This window comes from Mesorhizobium alhagi CCNWXJ12-2 (assembly GCF_000236565.1).
GTDB lineage: Bacteria > Pseudomonadota > Alphaproteobacteria > Rhizobiales > Rhizobiaceae > Allomesorhizobium > Allomesorhizobium alhagi.
Genome location: NZ_AHAM01000014.1, coordinates 1 through 20,450 on the forward strand (window position 1 = coordinate 1; position 20,450 = coordinate 20,450).

Annotated in this window: 18 protein-coding genes; 10 read left to right on the plus strand and 8 right to left on the minus strand. The window is 64.4% G+C overall.

The genetic code is table 11. The annotated features are described in order from the left end of the window. The first annotated feature begins 27 nt into the window (after nt 1-27). Nucleotides 28-2,403 carry an aldehyde dehydrogenase family protein gene (locus MAXJ12_RS00780; RefSeq protein ID WP_008833819.1) on the plus strand — a complete coding sequence of 792 codons (2,376 nt, stop codon included), beginning with the start codon at nt 28-30 and terminating at the stop codon, nt 2,401-2,403. Here the strand turns inward: MAXJ12_RS00780 and MAXJ12_RS00785 are convergent. Next, entirely contained in the window at nt 2,391-3,281 is an 891-nt protein-coding gene (locus MAXJ12_RS00785) for an amidohydrolase family protein (RefSeq protein WP_008833820.1), read from the minus strand. The genes MAXJ12_RS00780 and MAXJ12_RS00785 overlap by 13 nt on opposite strands. A 202-nt stretch (nt 3,282-3,483) precedes the next feature. On the opposite strand from MAXJ12_RS00785, the gene MAXJ12_RS00790 reads away from it, so the two are divergent. Further along, complete coding sequence (locus MAXJ12_RS00790) at nt 3,484-4,218, plus strand: SDR family oxidoreductase (protein WP_008833821.1); 735 nt, start codon at nt 3,484-3,486, stop codon at nt 4,216-4,218. A 21-nt stretch (nt 4,219-4,239) separates the two neighbouring features. Continuing rightward, a complete protein-coding gene (locus MAXJ12_RS00795; RefSeq protein WP_008833822.1) occupies nt 4,240-5,085 on the plus strand; it encodes a fumarylacetoacetate hydrolase family protein in 846 nt (281 codons plus the stop codon). Between the two features lie 46 nt (nt 5,086-5,131). Here MAXJ12_RS00795 and MAXJ12_RS00800 read toward each other — a convergent pair whose 3' ends face one another. The 7 genes from MAXJ12_RS00800 to MAXJ12_RS00830 form a co-directional block, all read right to left on the minus strand. Beyond that, complete coding sequence (locus tag MAXJ12_RS00800; protein ID WP_008833823.1) at nt 5,132-6,361, minus strand: adenylate/guanylate cyclase domain-containing protein; 1,230 nt, start codon at nt 6,359-6,361, stop codon at nt 5,132-5,134. A 52-nt stretch (nt 6,362-6,413) separates the two neighbouring features. Beyond that, a complete protein-coding gene (locus tag MAXJ12_RS00805; RefSeq protein ID WP_008833824.1) occupies nt 6,414-7,412 on the minus strand; it encodes an ABC transporter ATP-binding protein in 999 nt (332 codons plus the stop codon). Nucleotides 7,413-7,443: 31 nt separating this feature from the next. Further along, nucleotides 7,444-8,508, minus strand: coding sequence for a Gfo/Idh/MocA family protein (locus MAXJ12_RS00810; protein ID WP_040584509.1), 1,065 nt, complete (start codon nt 8,506-8,508; stop codon nt 7,444-7,446). A 2-nt stretch (nt 8,509-8,510) separates the two neighbouring features. Beyond that, on the minus strand, nt 8,511-9,350 hold the full coding sequence (locus MAXJ12_RS00815) for a carbohydrate ABC transporter permease (protein WP_008833826.1): 840 nt from the start codon (nt 9,348-9,350) through the stop codon (nt 8,511-8,513). Between the two features lie 189 nt (nt 9,351-9,539). Next, nucleotides 9,540-10,463 carry a carbohydrate ABC transporter permease gene (locus tag MAXJ12_RS00820; RefSeq protein ID WP_008833827.1) on the minus strand — a complete coding sequence of 308 codons (924 nt, stop codon included), beginning with the start codon at nt 10,461-10,463 and terminating at the stop codon, nt 9,540-9,542. A 283-nt stretch (nt 10,464-10,746) separates the two neighbouring features. Beyond that, nucleotides 10,747-12,006: an ABC transporter substrate-binding protein gene (locus tag MAXJ12_RS00825; protein WP_008833828.1), complete on the minus strand. Its 1,260-nt coding sequence runs from the start codon at nt 12,004-12,006 to the stop codon at nt 10,747-10,749. A 24-nt stretch (nt 12,007-12,030) separates the two neighbouring features. Further along, nucleotides 12,031-12,966, minus strand: a complete 936-nt coding sequence (locus MAXJ12_RS00830) for an N-acetylmuramic acid 6-phosphate etherase (RefSeq protein ID WP_008833829.1) — start codon at nt 12,964-12,966, stop codon at nt 12,031-12,033. A gap of 199 nt (nt 12,967-13,165) precedes the next feature. Here MAXJ12_RS00830 and MAXJ12_RS00835 point away from each other — a divergent pair, with 199 nt between their 5' ends. The 7 genes from MAXJ12_RS00835 to MAXJ12_RS00865 all read left to right on the plus strand — a co-directional run. After that, nucleotides 13,166-14,050, plus strand: coding sequence for a glucosamine kinase nucleotide-binding domain-containing protein (locus MAXJ12_RS00835; protein ID WP_008833830.1), 885 nt, complete (start codon nt 13,166-13,168; stop codon nt 14,048-14,050). After that, nucleotides 14,043-14,831 (plus strand): GntR family transcriptional regulator, encoded by a 789-nt coding sequence (locus MAXJ12_RS00840; RefSeq protein ID WP_008833831.1) that lies wholly within the window; start codon nt 14,043-14,045, stop codon nt 14,829-14,831. The genes MAXJ12_RS00835 and MAXJ12_RS00840 overlap by 8 nt, the downstream gene beginning before the upstream one ends. A 14-nt stretch (nt 14,832-14,845) precedes the next feature. Next, on the plus strand, nt 14,846-15,856 hold the full coding sequence (locus MAXJ12_RS00845) for an SIS domain-containing protein (protein ID WP_162097473.1): 1,011 nt from the start codon (nt 14,846-14,848) through the stop codon (nt 15,854-15,856). After that, a complete protein-coding gene (nagA, locus tag MAXJ12_RS00850; protein WP_008833833.1) occupies nt 15,853-17,016 on the plus strand; it encodes an N-acetylglucosamine-6-phosphate deacetylase in 1,164 nt (387 codons plus the stop codon). Before MAXJ12_RS00845 ends, nagA begins: the two co-directional genes overlap by 4 nt. Nucleotides 17,017-17,124: 108 nt before the next feature. After that, nucleotides 17,125-18,708 (plus strand): FGGY-family carbohydrate kinase, encoded by a 1,584-nt coding sequence (locus MAXJ12_RS00855; protein ID WP_008833834.1) that lies wholly within the window; start codon nt 17,125-17,127, stop codon nt 18,706-18,708. Nucleotides 18,709-18,743: 35 nt separating this feature from the next. Continuing rightward, nucleotides 18,744-19,568 (plus strand): TolB family protein, encoded by an 825-nt coding sequence (locus MAXJ12_RS00860; protein WP_008833835.1) that lies wholly within the window; start codon nt 18,744-18,746, stop codon nt 19,566-19,568. A gap of 193 nt (nt 19,569-19,761) precedes the next feature. Further along, the coding region (locus tag MAXJ12_RS00865; protein ID WP_040584513.1) for an MATE family efflux transporter at nt 19,762-20,450 on the plus strand (689 nt) is incomplete at its 3' end.

A 20,450-nucleotide genomic window follows, 5' to 3' on the forward strand; every position in this document is an offset into this window, starting at 1 on the left:
TTAGCCTAGGCGGTTCGGAGACCTGACATGAACATCCTCGAACGCTACCACGCGATGGACTACGCCCCCGCGCCGGAATCCCGCAACGAGGCGGATGCCTGGCTCGCCGAGCGCGATTTCTCGAAGGCGCTTTTCATCGGCGGCGAATGGAAAGCGGCGGCCGGCGGCAAGACTTTCGAGACGAACGACCCGGCCACCGGCAAGCTGCTGGCCAAGGTGTCCGATGCGGGCGACGCGGACGTTGACGTGGCGGTCGCGGCGGCGGCCAAGGCGCTGCCCAAGTGGAGCGCGAGTTCCGGCTACGCCCGAGCCAAGGTGCTCTACGCCGTCGGCCGCGCCATGCAGCGCCATCAGCGTCTGTTCGCCGTCTTGGAGTCGATCGACAATGGCAAGCCGATCCGCGAAAGCCGCGACATCGACGTGCCGCTGGCGATCCGTCATTTCATCCACCATGCCGGCTGGGCGCAGTCGCTGGATAAGGAATTTCCCGATCACAAGCCGGTGGGAGTGGTCGGCCAGATCATTCCGTGGAATTTTCCGCTGCTGATGCTGGCCTGGAAGATCGCACCGGCGCTGGCCGCCGGCTGCACGGTGGTGCTGAAGCCGGCCGAGTTCACGCCGCTGACGGCCATACTGTTTGCCGAAATCTGCGAACGCGCCGGCGTGCCGAAGGGCGTCGTCAACATATTGCCCGGCGGACCGGATGCGGGCGCGGCGATCGTCAACCATCCCAGCGTGCAGAAGATCGCCTTCACAGGCTCGTCCGAGGTCGGAAAGATCATCCGCAAGGCGACCGCCGGGTCGGGCAAGAAGATATCGCTGGAGCTCGGCGGCAAATCGGCCTTCATCGTCTTCGAGGACGCCGATCTCGACAGCGCGGTCGAAGGCCTGGTGGACGGCATCTGGTTCAACCAGGGGCAGGTCTGCTGCGCCGGCTCGCGGCTCCTGGTGCAGGAGGGCGTCGCCGAAGCCTTCATCGCCAAGGTCAAGACCCGCATGAGCCGGCTGCGCCTCGGCAGCCCGCTGGACAAGAACACCGACATCGGCCCGCTGGTCGACCGGACGCAGCTCGACCGCGTGCGCGGCCTGGTCGCCCAGGGCGCCAGCCAAGGCGCTGAATGCTGGCAGCCGGACTGCGCGCTGCCTTCGGCCGGCTATTTCCATCTGCCGACGCTCGCCACCGGCGTCGCGCCGGCCAACATACTGGCGCAGGAGGAAGTGTTCGGCCCGGTGCTGGCGGCGATGACCTTCCGCACGACGGAAGAGGCGGTCGAACTCGCCAACAACACGCGCTACGGCCTCGCGGCTTCTGTGTGGAGCGAAAACATCAATCTGGCCCTGCACGCCGCGCCGCAGCTCAAGGCCGGCGTCGTCTGGATCAACGGCACCAATTTGTTCGACGCCGCCTGCGGCTTCGGCGGCTACCGCGAGAGCGGCTTTGGACGCGAGGGCGGCCGCGAGGGCATGCACGAATACCTTGTCGCCAAGCTGCCGCTCGGGGCGCCGATCAAGCCGGCGGCTGCGCCGGCCAAAATCGAAGGCGTCGACGGCGAAGGTCTCGGCATCGACCGCACGGCAAAGCTGTTCATCGGCGGCAAGCAGGTGCGGCCGGACGGCAATTATTCGCTGGCCGTGGCCGACCGAAAAGGAAAGTTCGCCTGCGAAGTCGGCCTTGGCAACCGCAAGGACATCCGCGACGCGGTTTCGGCCGCGCGGGCCTGCCGCGCCTGGGGCGAGGCGACGGGCTATAACCGCAGCCAGGTGCTCTATTTCCTGGCCGAAAATCTTTCCGGACGGGCCGACGAATTCGCCGCCCGGCTGGTGCAGCTTACCGGCGCGAGCGCGAAAGCCGCGCGCGAGGAGGTGGAACTGTCGATCGAACGGCTCTTCTCGTTCGCCGGCATGGCCGACAAGTTCGAAGGCCGAGTGCATGCGCCGCCGGCCCGTGCGGTGACGCTGGCGCTGCATGAGCCGGTCGGCGTGATCGGCATCGTGGCCGCCGACGAAGCGCCGCTGCTCGGCCTGATCTCGCTGGTCGCGCCTGCGCTCGCCATGGGCAACACAGTGGTTGCCGTGCCGAGCCAGAAGTATCCGCTACTGGCGACCGATCTCTACCAGGTCATTGAATATTCCGATGTGCCGGCAGGCGCGATCAACATCGTTACCGGCAAGACCGCCGAACTGGCCGGCGTGCTGGCCAGGCACGACGATGTCGACGGACTGTGGATCGTCGCCGACTCCGACGTCTGCAAGTCGGCCGAAGCCGAATCGATCGGCAATCTCAAGCGTGTGTGGACGAGCAGTGGCCGCTCCGTCGACTGGACGTCCGATCTTGTGGGGGGCGAGGCGTTCCTGCGGCGGGCGATCGAGGTGAAGAACGTCTGGGTGCCTTACGGGGATTGAGTGGCTTCGGGGTCGGTTGGGTGCGTCAAGCTTGCGCCCAAACCCAGCTTCCAGATCCGATCCGCATTGCGCCAGAACAGTTTCTCGCGCTCCTCGTTGGCGCAGCCCGAAAGCAGCGCATGGGTCGCGCTGGTCCAGGCCAGTAGTCCGCCGCCCAGCGTGCAGACGGGCCAGTCGCTGCCCCACACCACGCGGTTCCAGCCGAAACTCTCGATAATGTGCTCGACATAGGGCCGCAGCGTCTCGACCGTCCAGTTGTCGGGATCGGCATAAGCGATGATGCCGGAAATCTTGGCGGTTACGTTCTCCCGCCTCGCGATATCCGCAATGCCTTCCCGCCAGACAGAGAAATCGCCGCCGCGAATGTCCGGCACGCCGCAATGGTCGAGGATGAGGCGCACCTGAGGCGCTGCGTCGGCAAGCCCGATCGCCCGCGGCAACTGATGGCCGTGAACGTGTGCGTCGAAAGTCAGTCTTGTTCCGCTGAGGCGGCGGATGTTCTCCACGAAGATGCTGCTGTCCGATACGCCGTCCGGCAGCGGGTTGATGAGGCGGCGGAAACCCAGCACGAACGGGTCGGCGGTGTATTTCTCGACAAGAGCGCTGAAACGCGGCTCCTCCGGCCGGCAGGCCGCGATGCAACCACGGATCAGGCTCCCCGGCTGCCGGGACTGTTCGCCGGCGAAGTCTATCTCCGCCTCGATCCGGTCAGGCGCCGCGTCCACTTCCATGTGGATGGCGTCGGAAATGCCGGCGCGCAGCGCCTGGCGCTTGTATTCGGCATAGAGGAAGTCGCGGTCGAGCGCCGGAACCTCGGCAAGCCACGGATAGCTGAGGCGGGATTTGTCAATGATGTGAAGGTGCGTGTCGACCAGCATGGCGCTCTCCCGTTCTCCCATGACTGGCCGAAATTCATAGACGAGGAAAGCCGCACCGCAAGCCTGGCTCAGGCTTGACGGCAAAAAACCTGTTCTTTACCGATAAGCAAACACGTTCGCCGCTGGGCGCTCCTCTCCGCGCCCTGGCCGCGTTGACGAAACCGGCGTGTAAACCTACGACTGCGCAGGAGAGGAAAAGGCGATGATCGGCGATCTGGCGGGCAAGACCGTCCTGGTCACTGCGGCGGCGCAGGGCATCGGCCGGGCAACGGCGCTGGCTTTCGCACGCGCGGGTGCCGTTGTTCACGCCACCGACATCAACGAGAAACTGCTCGCCGAACTCGGCAACGAAAGCGGGCTTTCGCTGCAAAAGCTCGACGTTCTCGACGATGCGGCGGTCGCCAATGCCTTGGCCGCCGTCGGCCCGGTGGACGTGCTGTTCAATTGCGCCGGCTTCGTCCATGCCGGCTCGATCCTCGACATGAAGGAGGGCGACCTCGATTTCGCCTTCGACCTCAACGTGAAATCCATGGTGCGGACCATCCGCGCCGTCCTTCCCGGCATGATCGCGCGCGGCGGCGGAGCGATCATCAACATGGCCTCGGTAGCGTCGAGCACAAAGGGGGTTCCGAACCGCTTCGCCTATTCCACCACAAAGGCAGCGGTGATCGGTCTTACCAAATCAGTCGCCGCGGACTTCGTCGGCCAGGGCATACGCTGCAACGCCATTTGCCCGGGCACTGTCGAAAGCCCCTCGCTGGAAGCCCGCATGCGGGCGCAGGGCGACTATGAACAGGCCCGCGCGGCCTTCATCGCCCGCCAACCGATGGGCCGCCTTGGCACGCCGGAAGAAATAGCCGACCTCGCCGTCTATCTCGCCGGCGCGACCTATACGACCGGCCAAGCCTATGCCGTCGACGGCGGCATGACGATCTGATCTGTCCTCAAGGAGTTTGATGTGAAACTGGTTCGATATGGAGAGGCCGGGAGCGAACGGCCGGGCATGGTTGGCGCGGACGGAAAGATCCGGGATCTTTCGGCGCATGTGGCCGACGTAGCCGGAGCGGCGCTCGCTCCGCAATCGCTGGCCGAACTCGCCCGCATCGATCCGGCGACGCTGCCGCCGGTCGATGGCAGCCCGCGTCTCGGGCCTTGTGTCTCCGGCACCGGCAAATTGATCTGCATCGGCCTAAATTATTCCGACCATGCCGCCGAGACCGGCGCGACCGTGCCGCCCGAGCCGATCATCTTCATGAAGGCGACCTCGGCGATCGTCGGGCCCAATGATGACCTGTTGATCCCACGCGGTTCGGAAAAGACCGACTGGGAGGTCGAACTCGGCATCATCATTGGCAAGCAAGCGAAATACGTCTCCGAGGCCGAGGCCCTGGATTGCGTAGCCGGCTACTGCATCGTCCACGACGTCAGCGAGCGCGCCTTTCAGACCGAGCGCTCGGGCCAGTGGACCAAGGGCAAAAGCTGCGACACGTTCGGCCCGACCGGCCCATGGCTGGTGACCAAGGACGAGATTCCCGACCCGCAAAACCTCAAGATGTGGCTGACCGTCAACGGCGAATTCATGCAGGACGGCTCGACCAAGACCATGGTGTTCGGGGCGTCGTATCTCGTTTCCTACCTCAGCCAGTTCATGTCGCTGCAGCCCGGAGACATCATCTCTACCGGTACGCCGCCCGGGGTCGGCATGGGCATGAAGCCGCCGCGCTACCTGAAAGCCGGCGACGTGGTGGAACTCGGCATCGAAGGGCTGGGATCGCAGCGCCAGCAGGTTCGCGCTGACGGGTAGGTTTTTCGAAAAGGTGCGTCCTTCGAGGCACCTTTTTTGACTCCCCTCAACGTAGCGGGAAAACCGCCAGTTCGGGATCGAGCGTGAACAATTCCTGGGCGCGGCCGACACCGCGCAGCGCGTAGCGGCCGACCGAGACGAGCTTCGCCCCCTCCTCCTCGGGCAGCGACTCGCGGAATGCGGCCGAAAACAGAACGTCGCGATCGGCTGAGCTGCACATCGACGCGATGCGGCTCACCTCGTTGACAGCCTGGCCGACGACGGTGAAGTCGAGCCGGTCCTTGCTGCCGATGTTTCCGTAGAAGACATCGCCGATATGCAGCCCGAGATAGATCGACGTGGTCGGCCTTCCCTCGTCTTCGCGGCGCTGGTTGAGCTCGTCCAGCCGTAACCTCAGCTCAGCCTCTGCGCGCAGCGCCGAGCAGCAGGCCTCCTCGGGATCGTCGGCGGTGAAGATCGCCAGCGTGCCGTCGCCGATCAGCTTGAGCACGTCGCCGCCGGCGGCGTGAACGGCGGAAATCACCGCCTCGGCGTAATCGTCCAGCAACGGGATAAGTTGGTCGGATGCGATGCTTTCGGAAAGCGCGGTGAAGCCCTTCATGTCCGAGAACCACAGCACGGCGTTGATCTTTTCGACCACGCCGCGCGACATCCGGCCCTGGAGCACGCGCCGACCCGGATCACGTCCGAGATAAGCTTCGACCAGCGATTCCGCGACGCGCGCCAGCGACGCCGCCTTGATGGCGAGGCCGAGCACCGGGACAAGCCGGCGAAGCGCCTCCAGATCGGCTTCGTCGAAGCCGCCTGGCCGCGTCGTCGTCCAGCGCGACATCAAACAATCCATCTCGCCGATGGCGGTCTTCTTGTCGAACCGATGGATCATGGCGAAATAATCGGTCTCGCCTCTCTCCTTCAACTCGTCAAGGATCGGAAACCCGGCCGTTTCGCCCAATTCGAGACGGCGGCGCAATTCGTCCTCTCCGCTTTGAAGGAGATGATAGAAGGGACTGCGGCGCCAGCTTTCCTCGTTGTCGCTCGCGGCAGTCGGCAAATATTCGGTGACGCGGGTATCGTCAGGGGTGTCCCTGGTCCAATGGAAGACCCTGCCCTCGTAAACCGGATGCAGCGTGTCGATGATCGCTGTACCGGCCGACATTTCGAGGCCGGCATCGACGCAGCGCCTGCAGAAGCCCTGCATAAGGCTGGTCTCGTCGTCGCCGGCGAGTCCGCGATCGGCCAGCCATGCCGCTATGTTGTCGATGTCGTCCCGGTTCATGCTTGCCTCGGCCGACTGATCTACAGTGCCGGCTTGAGCTTTCAACCGGCGCCTATCTAATTACCCTGCCGTCGGCGCCAAAGCGATAGGTTCTGGCCGGATCGGGCGTGGCATAGATCGCCGCGCCGGGCTCGGCATCATAAACGCCGAATATGCGCACCGTCAGCAGGCCTGCCTTTTCCGTATCGATATAGAGGTTGGTGTCGGCGCCGAGGTGCTCGGCGTGGATGACGGTGCCTTTCCAGGTGCCGGCGTTGCGATCGACAGTGATATGTTCAGGCCGCACCCCGATCGTCTTGGCGGTCTCTCCGAGCCTGCCGCCATCGATGAAGTTCATCTTGGGCGAGCCGATGAAGCCGGCGACGAATTCGTTTGCCGGCGAATTGTAGAGTTCCATCGGCGCGCCGACCTGCTCGACCTGGCCGTTGTTGAGTACCACGATTTTGTCGGCCAAAGTCATCGCCTCGACCTGATCGTGGGTGACATAGATCATCGTCGCGGCGAGGCGTCGGTGAAGCTGCGCGATCTCAAGCCGGGTGTTGACGCGCAGCGCAGCGTCGAGGTTCGACAGCGGCTCGTCGAAGAGAAAGAGTTTCGGTTCGCGCACCACCGCGCGGCCGATCGCGACGCGCTGGCGCTGGCCGCCGGAAAGCTCGGCAGGGCGGCGCTCGAGGTAAGGTTCGAGCGACAGCATCGAGGAGGCGATGCCGACGCGACGTGCGATTTCGTCCGCCAGTGTGCCGGCCTGCTTCAAACCGAGGCTCATATTGTTCTTCACGGTCAGATGCGGGTAGAGCGCATAAGTCTGGAAGACCATGGCGATGCCGCGCCTGGCCGGCGGCACGTTGCCGACGTCGCCGCCGTCGATCAGCACCTTTCCGGAGGTCGAATCCTCGAGCCCGGCGATGATGCGCAAAAGCGTGGACTTGCCGCACCCCGACGGCCCGACGAAGACGACGAACTCGCCATCCGTCACTTCCAGGTCGATGCCCTTCAGCACTTCGACGGAGCCGAAGGATTTTCTGATGTTTTCGATCTTCAGCGAGCCCATGCAAGTCCCCCGATATGACGGTACGCCGCGCTCACAGCTTCACCGCCTTGCCCGTCCTGACGCTCTCATCCGCCGCCAGGCAGACCCGCAGCGATGTCACCGCGTCATCCATGTGGCGGGTGAGATCTAGATCCTCGCGGATCGCCTTCAGCAGAAAGGCCTGCTCGCGGTCGCAAAGCTCCTGATGGCCCGGCTCGTCCTGCATCGACAACTGCCGGTCCGGGGACGTGAATTTTCCGTCTGCTCCGATCGCGGAGCTGTGCACGCGGATCATATTGGTCTTGGTGTGGGCGTCGACGTCGTCCGACTTGGTCGCGGCCTCGTTCATGACGATCGACACGCACCCCTTCGGTGAGATCACGTCCTTCACGAAGAAGGCGGTTTCCGACATCATCGGCCCCCAGCCGGCCTCGTACCAACCGATCGACCCGTCGTCGAACAGCACCTGCAGATGGCCGTAATTGTACATCGCCGGGGCGATCTCGTCGGTCAGCCGCAGGCCCATGCCACGCACCTCGACCGGCTTCGCATCGGTGATCTGGCACATCACATCGAGATAATGGACGCCGCAGTCGACGATGGGCGAGGTCGTCTGCATCAGCGCCTTGTGTGTCTCCCATGTGGGTCCGCTCGACTGCTGGTTCAGGTTCATGCGGAAGACATAGGGGCCGCCCAGTTTGCGCGCTTCGTCGATCAGACGCATCCAGGACGGGTGATGCCGGAGGATGTAGCCGATGACGAGCTTCCTGCCGTTCGCCTTGGCCGCGGCGACCACGCGCTCTGCGTCGGCGACTGTGGTTGCCAGCGGCTTTTCGACAAAGACATGGGAGCCCGCTTCCAGCGCCATCACTGCATAGTCGGCATGGCTGTCGGAGTAGGTGTTGATCGAGGCGACATCAGGCTTCAGCTCGGCAATCGCTTCCTCGAACGAGCGGCGGGTTGGATAGCCGCCGAGCCCTGCCGGCAAGGGCACGTCAGAGCGGTTGACCAGCGAGACGATCTCGAAGCCCGGATTGTTGTGGTAGGCGAGCGCATGGCTCCTGCCCATATTACCGAGCCCGGCGACGAAGACGCGAAGGGGTTTATCGGAATTCATGTTCACTTCACCGCTCCCGAGGTGATGCCGCGGATCAGCTGCCGCGAGAAAATGAGGTAGAGGACCAGCACCGGCAGGATCGCCAGCGACAGCGCAGCGAGCACGGCGTTCCAGTTGGTGACGTACTGGCCTATGAAAAGCTGGGCGCCGAGCGTGACGGTCTTGGTCGCCTCGGAGGGCGCAAGGATCAGCGGGAACCACAGATCGTTCCAGATCGGGATCATGGTGAAGACCGCGACCGTCGCCATGGCCGGCCGCACCAGCGGCAGCACGAGACGGAAGAAGATGCGGTATTCGGAAAGCCCGTCGATGCGGCCGGCATTCTTCAGGTCGTCCGACACCTGCTTCATGAACTCCGACAGGATGAACACGGCGAGCGGCAGCCCCTGCGCGGTGTAGACCAGGATCAGCGCCGTCAGCGTGTTGACCAGACCGCTCGCCACCATCAGCTGCAGGATCGCCACCGTGCCGAGCCGGATCGGGATCATGATGCCGAGCGCCAGATAGAGCCCCATCAGCGAATTGCCGCGAAAGCGGTATTCCGACAGCGCAAACGATGCCATCGCGCCGAACAGCAGCACCAGGAACAGGGACATGACGGTGACGATGAAACTGTTCTGGAAATAGAGGAAGAAGTCGCCCTGCCTCAGCACGGTCGTGTAGCCGATCAGGTCGAAGGTCTCGGCCGTAGGCGGCGATAGCGGAGAGCGGAAGATTGCGTTGCGCGACTTGAACGAGTTTATGACGATGACGACGACCGGAAACAGCGCGATCACGGTGTAGGCGATCAGCACCGCATGGGCGGCGACGGTTCTGGGGAGGGATTGGGTGGCGGTGCTCATGCGACGGTCCTCGCCAAGCTGGAACACCCCTCATCCGGCCTCGCTTCGCTCGGCCACCTTCTCCCACAGGGGGAGAAGGAAGAACGCGCCCCTCCCTTCTCCCCCTGTGGGAGAAGGTGTCGCCGAAGGCGACGGATGAGGGGTGTTCCAGAAATCGGGGTGCATGACGGTCTCATCTCCATCATCCCCTCAGAACTGATAACGCCGCAGCCGCGTCTGCACGGCGAACAGGTATAGGCACACGCCGGCGAGGATGATGAAGAACATCATCGAGGCGATGGTCGAGCCCATATAGGGATCGCCGATCTGCAGTTGAAAGCCGAAGAAGGTGCGGTAGAGGAAGGTGCCGAGAATGTCGGTCGAGAAATTCGGCCCGGCGAGCGCGCCCTGGGCGGAATAGATCAGGTCGAAGGCGTTGAAATTGCCGACGAAAGTCAGGATCGAGATGATGCCGATCGAGGGCAGAATCAGCGGCAGCTTGATCTTCCAGAACTGCGCCATGCCGGTAATGCCGTCGCATTCGGCGGCCTCTATCACCTCGTCGGGAATCGACAGCAACGCCGCGTAGATCAGCATCATCGGAATGCCGACGAACTGCCAGACCGAGATCAGCCCGAGCGTGGTCAGCGCATACTCCTCCTTGCCGAGCCAGGGCGTGAACAGGCTCTTCAGCCCGACGAGATCGAGCAGGTTCGGCGCGACGCCCCAAAGCGGCGAGAGGATCAGCTTCCAGGCGAAGCCGACGATGACGAAGGACAGGATCGTGGGGATGAAGATTGCGGTGCGGTAGAAGGCGGAAAACCGCAGCTTCGGCGAGGACAAGAGCGCTGCCAGTACGACGCCGATGGGATTCTGCACCAGCATATGGATGATGAAAAACCAGGTGTTGTTCCAGAGAGCGTTCCAGAAGCTCGCCGACCAGCGCGGGTCGAAGAACAGGGTGCGGAAATTGTCGAGACCGGCGAAGACGCGCGTCTGGCCATCGGCACTGAACAGCGAAAGCTGCAGCGTGCCGAACAGCGGCACGATCATGACCGCAGTATAGACCAGCACAGCCGGCGCCAGGAATACGGCGATATGCCAGCGGATTGGTTTTTTTGCTTCAGTCGCCATGCGCGTCGTCTTGCGCCTTCCCGTTTGCGCCAATTCTCAGGAGGTAGAACTGCCCCTCACCTGCCTGCCGGCATCCTCTCCCCGCAACCCTTCGACAGGCTCAGGGCGGCGAGAGGAGGGCTGGCGGCAACGCTGACGCCCCCCTCTCCCCGTCATTCACGGGGAGAGGGTAAGGGTGAGGGGCAGCGCCGGCAATCAAATTTGGGTGGAGCGGAGCAATCGCATGCACCCCGCCCCGCTCACCTTATTCGCGACTCTCCTCACAAGGGCAGGATAAGAGGAGCTACTTAGCCGGCTTGTACCAGCTGTCGAGGCCATCCTGCAGCGCCTTGGCCGCCGCTTCCGGCGTCTCGGTGCCGTTGATCACGTTGGCCGACTTCACCCAGGTCTCGTTCTCGAGATTGGGCGTGCCGCGCGACAGGATCTGGTAGGTCGAGCGGATGGTCGACTTGCACTTGTCGCGCCAGGACACGAATTCCTGGGCAAGCGGATCTTCCATCTTCACCGGCGTCGAGGACAGGCTGAAGAAGCCCGGCAGCGCGTTGGCGTAGATCGTCGCGAATTCCGGCGATGCGACCCAGGACAGGAAGGCCTTGGCCGCGTCGGCGTTCGGGCTCTTCGGGTTGAGACCGATGGCGATGTCGTTATGGTCGGAGATGTAGCACTCGTCCCCGGCATTCTTCACCGGCGGCGGGAAGGCGCCCATCTTGAAGTCCGCCTGCGTGTTGAAGACCGAAATCTCCCACGATCCGGCCGGGTAGATGGCGGCGCGGCCAAGCGTGAACAGGTTCTGGCTGTCCGGATAGCTCTGCGCTTCGAAGCCGTCGCCGAGATAGTCCTTCCACTTGGCCAGCGCGGCGAAGGGCTCGACCCATTGCGGATCGGTCAGCTTCTGCTCACCCTTGATCAGCGCGAGGCGGCCTTCTTCGCCCTTCCAGTAATTCGGGCCGATGTTCTGGTAGCCCATGGTCGCGGCTTCCCAGAGATCCTTGGTACCCATGGCCATCGGGATGAAGGTGCCGTCGGCCTTGATCTTCTCCAGCGCGGCGAAGAATTCTTCCTCGGTGGCCGGCACAGCGATGCCGAGTTGCTCGAACGCGTCGGCGTTGTAGATGAAGCCGTGGATGACGGACGCCATCGGCACGCAGAAATCCGCCGAGCCGTCGTCGGTGGTCCAGGCCGACTTCGCGACGTCGGAGAAATTCTCCATGCCGGGCAGGTCGGCGAGATTGGCGAGGTGGCCCTTATTATAGAGTTCGAGCGAGGCGTCGAACGGGCGGCAGGTGATCAAGTCGCCGGCCGAGCCTGCATCAAGCTTGGCGTTGAGCGCGGCGTTGTACTCGGTCGGCGCGGACGGTGCGAACACCACCTTGATGCCTGGGTTCTTGGCCTCGAAGGCCGGAATCAGCTTTTCCTGCCAAATGGCGAGGTCGTCGTTGCGCCAGCTTTCGATGGTGATCGTCTTGTCCTGGGCGACGGCGAGCCCGGCCGTGCCGAGAATGCTGGACGCCATCAGAAGCGTTGTCAGTGCGTTGTTCTTCATTTCAGTCTCCCTGTTTTGACCTGTTCAGGTTCGGTTATGACGAGGCGTGGACATAGCGCCCGCGCTCCCCTCGAGTTTCGCAAGCGCATGCCTGAGCTTCTGGTCTGCGTCTGCGAGCAGTTCCTGCGCCGCGTCCCGGCTGGCTGCGCCGGCAGCCATCAGGATCGCAGCCTTGACCGAGCCGCCGCTTTTGTCGAGCCACGACGCGGCTTCTGGCTCCGTGCAGCCGGATATCGCCGAAACGATGCGGGCGGCGCGACCCTTCAGCTTGAGATTGTCGGGATTGAGATTGACCATGTAGCCGTCATGCACATGGCCGAGATGAATCGCCATCAGCGTCGACATCATGTTCAGCGCGATCTTCTGCGCGGTGCCGGCGCCCATACGGGTCGAGCCGGCGATCACTTCCGGCGGGGTTTCAATGACGATGCCGACATCGGCGAGCGCGGTGAGCGGCGCGCCGGCATTGTTGGCGATCGAAATCGTGGAAGCGCCGCGATTGCGGGCCTCTTCAAGTGCGCCGACTGCATAGGGCGTCGAGCCGCTGGCCGAAACCGCGATCACGCAATCCTTGTTGGAAACCCTGGCTGCGGCAATTTCTCGTCTTGCCTGACCGGCATCGTCTTCGGGTCCGCCGGTGAGGTCGGAGAGGCTGGCGAGGCCGCCGGCCAAAAGAATGACGATGCGGTCGCGCGAAATGCCGAACGTGCCGGGAAGTTCGAGCGCGTCTGCTAGCGCCATCAGAGCGGAGCTGCCCGCGGCCGCATAAACGAGCCGGCCTCCGGTGGAGAGGCAATGCGCGGCGATGCCGGCCGCCCTGGCGACATCCTCGGCCGCGTCGCGCGCACTGTTGGCGGCCTCGACCTGAGCATCGAGTAGAATACGGACAATGGCCTCCGGCGGCTGCAGATCCAGCCCGCTGGCATTTCTGTGCACCGCTTCGGTACGCGCAATGACCATTATGTCCCTCCGTCAAACCGACAATACCAAAAAAATACCACTTGTCCAGCGGCGTTAACGAATTTATGTCGCAGGTTGATTGAGAAATCAGTAAAATGCAATCCATTCAAACAGATGAGCAGTGTCGACGTCCGGCGAACAAATTAACACTTGGCTATTGGTATTTTATTGGTATTATCACTGCGGAGGAGTCTTCGACGTGGAACTGGTGCTTGGAATAGATGGCGGCGGAACAAGCTGCCGGGCGGCGGTGGCCGGACCCGACGGCGCGATCATCGGTCGCGCCAAGAGCGGCGCAGCCAATATCCGCACCGACCTCACTGGAGCCCGTGCGAACATAGTCGAGGCCGCGCGGCTTGCGCTCATCGACGCCGGCAAGGATCCGGCGCTGATCCCCGAAATACCGGCCTTGCTTGGCCTGGCCGGCAGCAATGTCGGCACATACCGGCAGCAACTCGAAGCCATACTGCCCTTCCCCAGAAGCATCGTCGAGAGCGACGCGCTGATCGCGCTCGAAGGCGCGCTCGGCCAGGCGGACGGCGCAATTGCAGTGCTCGGTACGGGCACAGCCTTCATGGTGCGCCGCGATGGCGAAGTACGAACCGTCGGCGGCTGGGGCTTCCTGATCGGCGACCAGGGAAGCGGCGGGCGTATCGGCCGCGACCTGCTTGAGGAAACGATGCTCGCCTACGACCGCATCCGCGAGGCTTCGCCCTTGACCCAGGCATTGCTCGCCGTGTTTCGGGATAATCCGCGCGACGTGGTCGAGTTCACGACCACGGCCAAGCCCGGCGATTTCGGCGGTTTCGCGCCGATGGTTTTCGAATACGCCGCCAAGGGCGACGTTGTCGGCAAGCGGATTCTGGCCCGCGCTGTATCCGACATCGAGGCCTCGCTCGACGTGCTCAATCTGCGCGAAGCCGATCCGCTCTGCCTGCTCGGCGGGCTTGCCCCGCTCCTGGAGCCGCGCCTTTCGCAGAAATATCGGGCCATGGTGCGCCCGCCGCTGCAGGATGCGCTTGGCGGCGCGGTCGCCATGGCGGTGCGCCGGTTCGGCCCGGGCGGGGGCAAGGCCCATGACTGACGCGGCCGAGCAGATCTTTGCAAGCGTCAGGGGTGCCGCCCAGCGTGGAGCGCCGCTCTATCTGCAACTGAAGAAAAGCATCGAGGATGCGGTGCTGAGCGGCGTCATCGGGCCGGGCGATGCGCTGCCCTCGGAGCGCGACATTGCACTTAAAGCCGATGTGTCTCGGGTGACTGTGCGCAAGGCGGTTCAGGATCTGGTCAAAGGCGGCATACTCGTCCAGCGACATGGCTCCGGCACTTTCGTTGCGCCGCGCGTCGAGCGCGTCGAGCAGTCGCTGTCGCTCTTGACCTCCTTTACCGAGGACATGGCCAGGCGCGGCATGACGGTAAGGTCCACCTGGCTCGACCGGGGCATCTATCCGCCCTCGCCCGACGAGATGATGGTGCTCGGCCTTTCGTCGAAGGAGTTCGTGGCGCGCGTCAGCCGCTTGCGCATCGCCAACGATACGCCGCTCGCCATCGAGCGGGCGTCGCTGTCCGCAACGGCGCTGCCCGATCCCGCCGCGGTCGACTCGTCGCTCTATGCGGCGCTGGAAAAAACCGGCAACCGCCCGGTGCGCGCCGTGCAACGCATCTCGGCCGCCAATCTCGGCGAGGCCGACGCGAAGCTTCTCGACGTGCCGGCGGGCTCCGCTAGTTTGAACATCGAGCGGATTTCCTACCTTGCCAGCGGCAAGGTAATAGAATTCACCCGCTCGATCTATCGCGGCGACGCCTATGATTTCGTCGCCGAACTGCGCCTGAGCGGGCGCGCGGACAATCCGGGAGCGTCGGCTTGATCACGATGACCCATATGCGGCGCGAGATCGCCGAGATTCCCGATGCCGTCGCACGCCTGCTCGACGGCTCGAAGGAGGCGCTGGCCGAAGCCGGGCGCGGTGTGCGCGAACGCAATCCCGCTTTTCTCGTCACCGTGGCGCGCGGCTCGTCCGACCACGCCGCCTCGTTCATGAAATATGCGGTGGAGCTGACCGCCGGCATTCCCGTGGCCTCGGTCGGCCCGTCGGTCGCCTCGATCTATGGCGCGAAACTCAGGCTATCCGGCTCGGCGTGCCTGACGATCTCGCAGTCGGGCAAGAGCCCTGACATCGTCGCAATGGCCGAGAGCGCGCGCAACGCCGGCGCGCTGACCATCGGGCTCACCAACACCGCGGATTCTCCGCTCGCCCGCGCCTCCGACTACGCGATCGACATTCTCGCCGGCCCGGAACGCAGCGTCGCGGCGACCAAGAGTTTCGTCAATTCGGCGGTCGCTGGCCTGGCTTTGATGGCGCATTGCACCGGCGACGACGCATTGCTTGCCGCTCTGGCGGAACTGCCCGGCCATTTCCGCAAGGCGATCGAATGCGACTGGATGGAGATCTCCGGCTCGCTGACAGGCCAGAGTTCGCTGTTCATCCTCGGGCGCGGCCCCTCCTTCGCCATCGCCAACGAGGCGGCGCTGAAATTCAAGGAAACCTGTGCCATGCATGCCGAGGCCTATAGCGCGGCCGAGGTGATGCACGGGCCGCTGGCGCTGGTCGGTCCGGGTTTTCCGGTGCTGGCGCTGGCCTCGCGGGATGCTTCCGAGCCGTCCATGGCTGAAGCCGCCGGCCGGCTGGCCGAGAAGGGCGCGTCGGTGTTCCTGACGTCGGCGCAAGCGACGCCAGCCAAAATGCTTCCGCATGTCGACACCGGCCATCCCCTCACCGACCCGCTGGCGCTTATCGTGTCCTTCTACGGCTTCGTCGAGGCCTTTGCCCGTCATCGCGGGTTGAATCCGGACGAGCCGCCGAATCTCAGAAAAGTGACCGAGACCGTATGAACGGACCATTCGCCATAAAAGACGCCACGATTTTCGACGGCGAGACGTGGCATGAAAGCTCCGCCCTCGTTATCCGCGACGGGTCGGTCGATGCCATCGTTGCTGATGACGCGATCCCGGCCGGTCTGCGCGTGGTGGAAGCCGAAGGCGGCCTGCTTGCGCCGGGTTTCGTCGACGTTCAGGTCAATGGCGGCGGCGGAGTGATGTTCAACGATCGGCCCGACGCCGAGACGATCCGCACGATCTGCCGGGCGCATGCGCCGTTCGGAACCACGGCGCTGCTGCCGACACTGATAACCGACACGCCTGAAATCACCGCACAGGCGATCGCCGCCGGAGCAGAAGCGGCGCGCCAAAATATCCCGGGTTTTCTTGGACTGCACCTCGAAGGCCCGCATCTGTCGATCTCTCGCAAGGGCGCGCACGACCCGGCGCTGATCCGCCCGATGAGCGATGCCGACAAGGCGGCGCTGATTGCGGCGCGAAAGCAGATGCCGGTGCTGTTGACCACCGTTGCTCCGGAAACCGTGCCCGCCTGGCGGATCGCGGCGCTGGCCGCAGCCGGCGTCGTCGTCAGCCTCGGTCATTCCGACGCCAGCTCCGCGCTGGCCGCGACCGCGGCTGAAGCCGGCGCGTCCATGGTCACACATCTCTTCAACGCAATGAGCCAGATCGGCAACCGCGAGCCCGGCCTGGTCGGCGCCGCACTCGACACAGGCGCGCTGTCCTGCGGGCTGATCGCCGACGGCATCCATGTCGACCCGGCGACGATCGGCATAGCGCTGCGCGCCAAGCGCAGGCCGGGCAGGATCTTCCTCGTCACCGACGCCATGGCGACGATCGGCACGGACATGACCTCCTTTACGCTGAACGGCCGGACGATACGGCGAGAGAACGGCCGACTGACGCTGGAGGACGGCACGCTGGCCGGGGCCGATCTCGACATGATTTCGGCGGTCCGCTTCATGCATCGGACGCTCGGCGTCGAGCTTGGCGAAGCCCTGCGCATGGCCTCGCTCTACCCTGCCGAAAGTATTGGCCAAGGCACCCGCCACGGCCGGCTTGCGCCGGGCTCGCGCGCCGACATCGTGCATTTGTCGGACGCGCTGGACATCGAAAGCGTGTGGATCGGCGGCGAAGGAGTGTTTGCCGCTGCGTAGCGGCGCGCGCTTGCCTCTTGCGCCGTTTCGGGCGGCTACTATGCTCGCCTTCATGCTGCAACGGTCCCGACATTCCCCGGAAGCGCAAGCGCGAAAGAGCGCCTGCTGATGGAGCGTTTCATCTGCGCCGTCGATGTCGGCACCGGCAGCGCCCGCGCCGGCATTCTGGACAAAAGCGGCGGGCTGCGAGGGCGCGCCGAACACCCGATCCTCATCAACCGGCCTGAGTCCGGCCATGCCGAACACGATTCGGAAGACATCTGGTCGGCGGTTTGCATCGCAGTGAGGGCCGCCCGCGAAAAGGCCGGCATATCGGCCGGAGATATCGCCGGCATCAGCTTCGATGCCACCTGCTCGCTGGTGCTGCGCGACTTCGATGGTGGCCAGCTAACGGTCTCGACCGGCGGCGATGATCGCTGGGATACGATCGTCTGGCTCGACCACCGCGCACTCACGGAAGCCGACGAATGCACCGCCACTGGCCACCGCGTGCTCGATTTCGTCGGCGGCGTGATGTCGCCCGAAATGCAGGCGCCGAAGCTGATGTGGCTGAAGCGCAATTTGCCCGAAAGCTGGGCGCGCGCCGGCTATATGTTCGACCTGGCCGATTTCCTGACCTTCAAGGCTTCCGGCTCGCTTGCCCGCTCGCAATGCACGCTGACCTGCAAATGGACTTACCTCGCCCATGAGGCGGAAGGCTGGCGGCGCGACTTCCTGAAGCTCGTCGGCATCCCCGACATGCTGGAGCGCGGCCGCCTGCCCGACCGGGCAAGCCCGGTCGGCGCGGATCTCGGGGCGCTGACGGAAGAGGCGGCGGGGGCGCTCGGCCTCACGGTGAACTGCCGCGTCGGCGCCGGCCTGATCGATGCCTATGCCGGCGCGCTCGGCGTGCTTGGCGGCCATGCAGGCGATCTCGGCGGGCTCGAACGGCATGTCGCGCTGATCGCCGGCACATCGAGTTGCGTGATGGCGATGTCGGCCGAGCCGCGCCCCTTCTTCGGCGGCTGGGGGCCATATTTCGGCGTGGCGCTGCCCGGCTGCTGGCTGAGCGAAGGCGGCCAGTCGGCCACCGGCGCGCTGCTCGATCACATCATTCGCTGGCACGGCGCGGGCGGCGAACCCGACGCGCCCATTCATCGCCGAATTGCTGCGCGGGTGATGGAACTGCGCGCCGCGGAAGGCCTGGATCTCGCCGGACGGCTGCACGTGCTGCCCGACTTCCACGGCAACCGCTCGCCGCTGGCCGACCCGCATGCGGTGGGGGTCATCAGCGGGCTGACGCTCGACGCCTCGTTCGATAGCCTCTGCCGGCTTTACTGGCGCACCTGCGTCGGCATTGCGCTCGGCGTGCGCCATATCCTGGAAGCACTGAACAAGAACGGTCAGGCCGTCGACACCCTGCATGTCACCGGCGGCCATGCGAAGAACCCGCTGCTGATGGAGCTTTACGCCGACGCCACAGACTGCACGGTGATAGAGCCGCTGGCCGAGGACGCGATGCTGCTCGGCACCGGCATGGTCGCCGCGGCCGCCGCCGGCTTGTTCCCGACGCTGCCCGAAGCCTGCGAGGCCATGCAGCAGGGCGGACGCGAGCGGCGACCCAATCCCAAGGCTCGGGAACGGTTCGACCACGATTACCGGGTTTTTCTCGAGATGCACCGGCAGCGGCAGGTGCTCGACGCAATCCGGTGATCGGACCAGTCGACCTCTATTGCGCGGAGAACGAGATGATGAGCGAGATCGCGATCTTCGAGCTTGCCAGCAAAACGGTGGCGACGGTGCTGAAGACGGCGGATCTCGTTGAAGCGCCGAACTGGACGCCGGACGGCGCCGCCTTGATCGTCAACCGGAACGGCAGGCTCTACCGCATCGATCTGGCCGACCCCGATTTCGTCGAGATCGACACGGGTTTCGCCCGCAACATCAACAACGACCACGGCATATCTCCGGATGGCGCGATGCTCGTCATAAGCGATTCCACCGAGAGCGGGTCGAGCGAGATCTATACGCTGCCGTTCGGCGGCGGAACGCCTACCCGCGTGACCGAGCAAGCGCCCGCCTACTGGCATGGCTGGTCGCCCGATGGACGCACGCTCGCCTATGTGGCCAAGCGCGGAGGTACTTTTCAGGTCTACACTTGTCCGGTCGGGGGCGGTGCGGAGTTCCAGGTCACCCGTGGCTTCGACCATTGCGATGGGCCCGACTATACGCCCGACGGAAAGTGGATCTGGTTCAATGGCGAGAGGAGCGGCGCGGTCGATCTGTGGCGGGTGCGTGCGGACGGCAGCGACGTCCAGAAAATGACCAACGACGAGCGGGTCAACTGGTTTCCTCATCCTTCTCCCGATGGCCGCCATGTGCTCCATCTCGCCTATGAGCCGGGCGTCACTGGCCATCCGCGCGACAAGCACGTGGAGCTTCGCCTGCTGCCGGCCGCCGGCGGCGAACCGCGAGTGCTGCTCGGCCTGTTCGGCGGCCAGGGAACGATCAACGTGCCCTGCTGGGCGCCGGACGGCCAGCGCTTCGCTTTCGTCCGATATTTTCCTGAATGAGGCGTGCCGGTCGGCGGTCTTCGAAGGCACGCCACCTTGCCGCTGGCTCAACCATTGCAACGCTTCGTCCCTTGTCTCTGAGCTTCATTTCGTTCAAATACGGTCGCAATTAGGATGACGGCCGGCGTTCTGCCGCCGGATTTTGCGGCATCTCGCGCACATCGCGGATGCCGGCTTGCGGAAAGATAGACAGATGACTGCGTTAGAGGCGGGCGTGAGAGCGCCTGCACATCCCTGGCGCGACGAGATTCGGGCGATGCTCGCGCTGTCGTGGCCGATGGTGCTCACCAATCTCGGCCAGGTGGCGATGAACGCCACCGACGTCATGATGATGGGGCGGCTCGGGCCAGCGACGCTTGCTGCCGGCGCGCTCGGCTCAAATCTCTATTTCGCGCCGCTGATATTCGGGCTCGGCCTGATGCTGGCGACGTCGCCGATGATCGCTACCGAACTCGGCCGCAAGCGGCATTCGGTGCGCGACATACGCCGCACCGTGCGCCAGGGCCTGTGGCTGGCGATCCTCGTCTGCATCCCGATCTGGATCGTGCTGTGGAACACTGAGTCGATCCTCGTCTGGATGGGACAGGAGCCCGCACTGGCGCGCGAGGCCGCGGTCTACATGGTCTGGCTGCAATGGGCGGTGCTGCCGTTCTACGGCTACATCGTGCTGCGCTCCTTCATTTCGGCGCTGGAGCGGCCGGGATGGGCGCTGATCATCGTGTTCGCAGCCGTGACCTTCAATGCGTTCGCCAATTGGTGCCTGATGTTCGGCAATCTTGGCTTTCCGGCGTTCGGCATCGCCGGGGCGGGCATGGCGACGACGCTTTCCAGCCTGCTGATGTTTTTTGGGCTGGTGGCGGTCGTGTCGCTCGAGCCGCTCTT

What these genes read in the sequence shown, in the direction of transcription:
- MAXJ12_RS00780 (WP_008833819.1), top strand. Translation starts at nt 28, where the DNA reads ATGAACATCCTCGAACGCTACCACGCGATGGACTACGCCCCCGCGCCG.
- MAXJ12_RS00785 (WP_008833820.1), bottom strand. Translation starts at nt 3,281, where the DNA reads ATGCTGGTCGACACGCACCTTCACATCATTGACAAATCCCGCCTCAGC.
- MAXJ12_RS00790 (WP_008833821.1), top strand. Translation starts at nt 3,484, where the DNA reads ATGATCGGCGATCTGGCGGGCAAGACCGTCCTGGTCACTGCGGCGGCG.
- MAXJ12_RS00800 (WP_008833823.1), bottom strand. Translation starts at nt 6,361, where the DNA reads ATGAACCGGGACGACATCGACAACATAGCGGCATGGCTGGCCGATCGC.
- MAXJ12_RS00805 (WP_008833824.1), bottom strand. Translation starts at nt 7,412, where the DNA reads ATGGGCTCGCTGAAGATCGAAAACATCAGAAAATCCTTCGGCTCCGTC.
- MAXJ12_RS00810 (WP_040584509.1), bottom strand. Translation starts at nt 8,508, where the DNA reads ATGAATTCCGATAAACCCCTTCGCGTCTTCGTCGCCGGGCTCGGTAAT.
- MAXJ12_RS00815 (WP_008833826.1), bottom strand. Translation starts at nt 9,350, where the DNA reads ATGAGCACCGCCACCCAATCCCTCCCCAGAACCGTCGCCGCCCATGCG.
- MAXJ12_RS00820 (WP_008833827.1), bottom strand. Translation starts at nt 10,463, where the DNA reads ATGGCGACTGAAGCAAAAAAACCAATCCGCTGGCATATCGCCGTATTC.
- MAXJ12_RS00825 (WP_008833828.1), bottom strand. Translation starts at nt 12,006, where the DNA reads ATGAAGAACAACGCACTGACAACGCTTCTGATGGCGTCCAGCATTCTC.
- MAXJ12_RS00830 (WP_008833829.1), bottom strand. Translation starts at nt 12,966, where the DNA reads ATGGTCATTGCGCGTACCGAAGCGGTGCACAGAAATGCCAGCGGGCTG.
- MAXJ12_RS00840 (WP_008833831.1), top strand. Translation starts at nt 14,043, where the DNA reads ATGACTGACGCGGCCGAGCAGATCTTTGCAAGCGTCAGGGGTGCCGCC.
- MAXJ12_RS00845 (WP_162097473.1), top strand. Translation starts at nt 14,846, where the DNA reads ATGCGGCGCGAGATCGCCGAGATTCCCGATGCCGTCGCACGCCTGCTC.
- nagA (WP_008833833.1), top strand. Translation starts at nt 15,853, where the DNA reads ATGAACGGACCATTCGCCATAAAAGACGCCACGATTTTCGACGGCGAG.
- MAXJ12_RS00855 (WP_008833834.1), top strand. Translation starts at nt 17,125, where the DNA reads ATGGAGCGTTTCATCTGCGCCGTCGATGTCGGCACCGGCAGCGCCCGC.
- MAXJ12_RS00860 (WP_008833835.1), top strand. Translation starts at nt 18,744, where the DNA reads ATGATGAGCGAGATCGCGATCTTCGAGCTTGCCAGCAAAACGGTGGCG.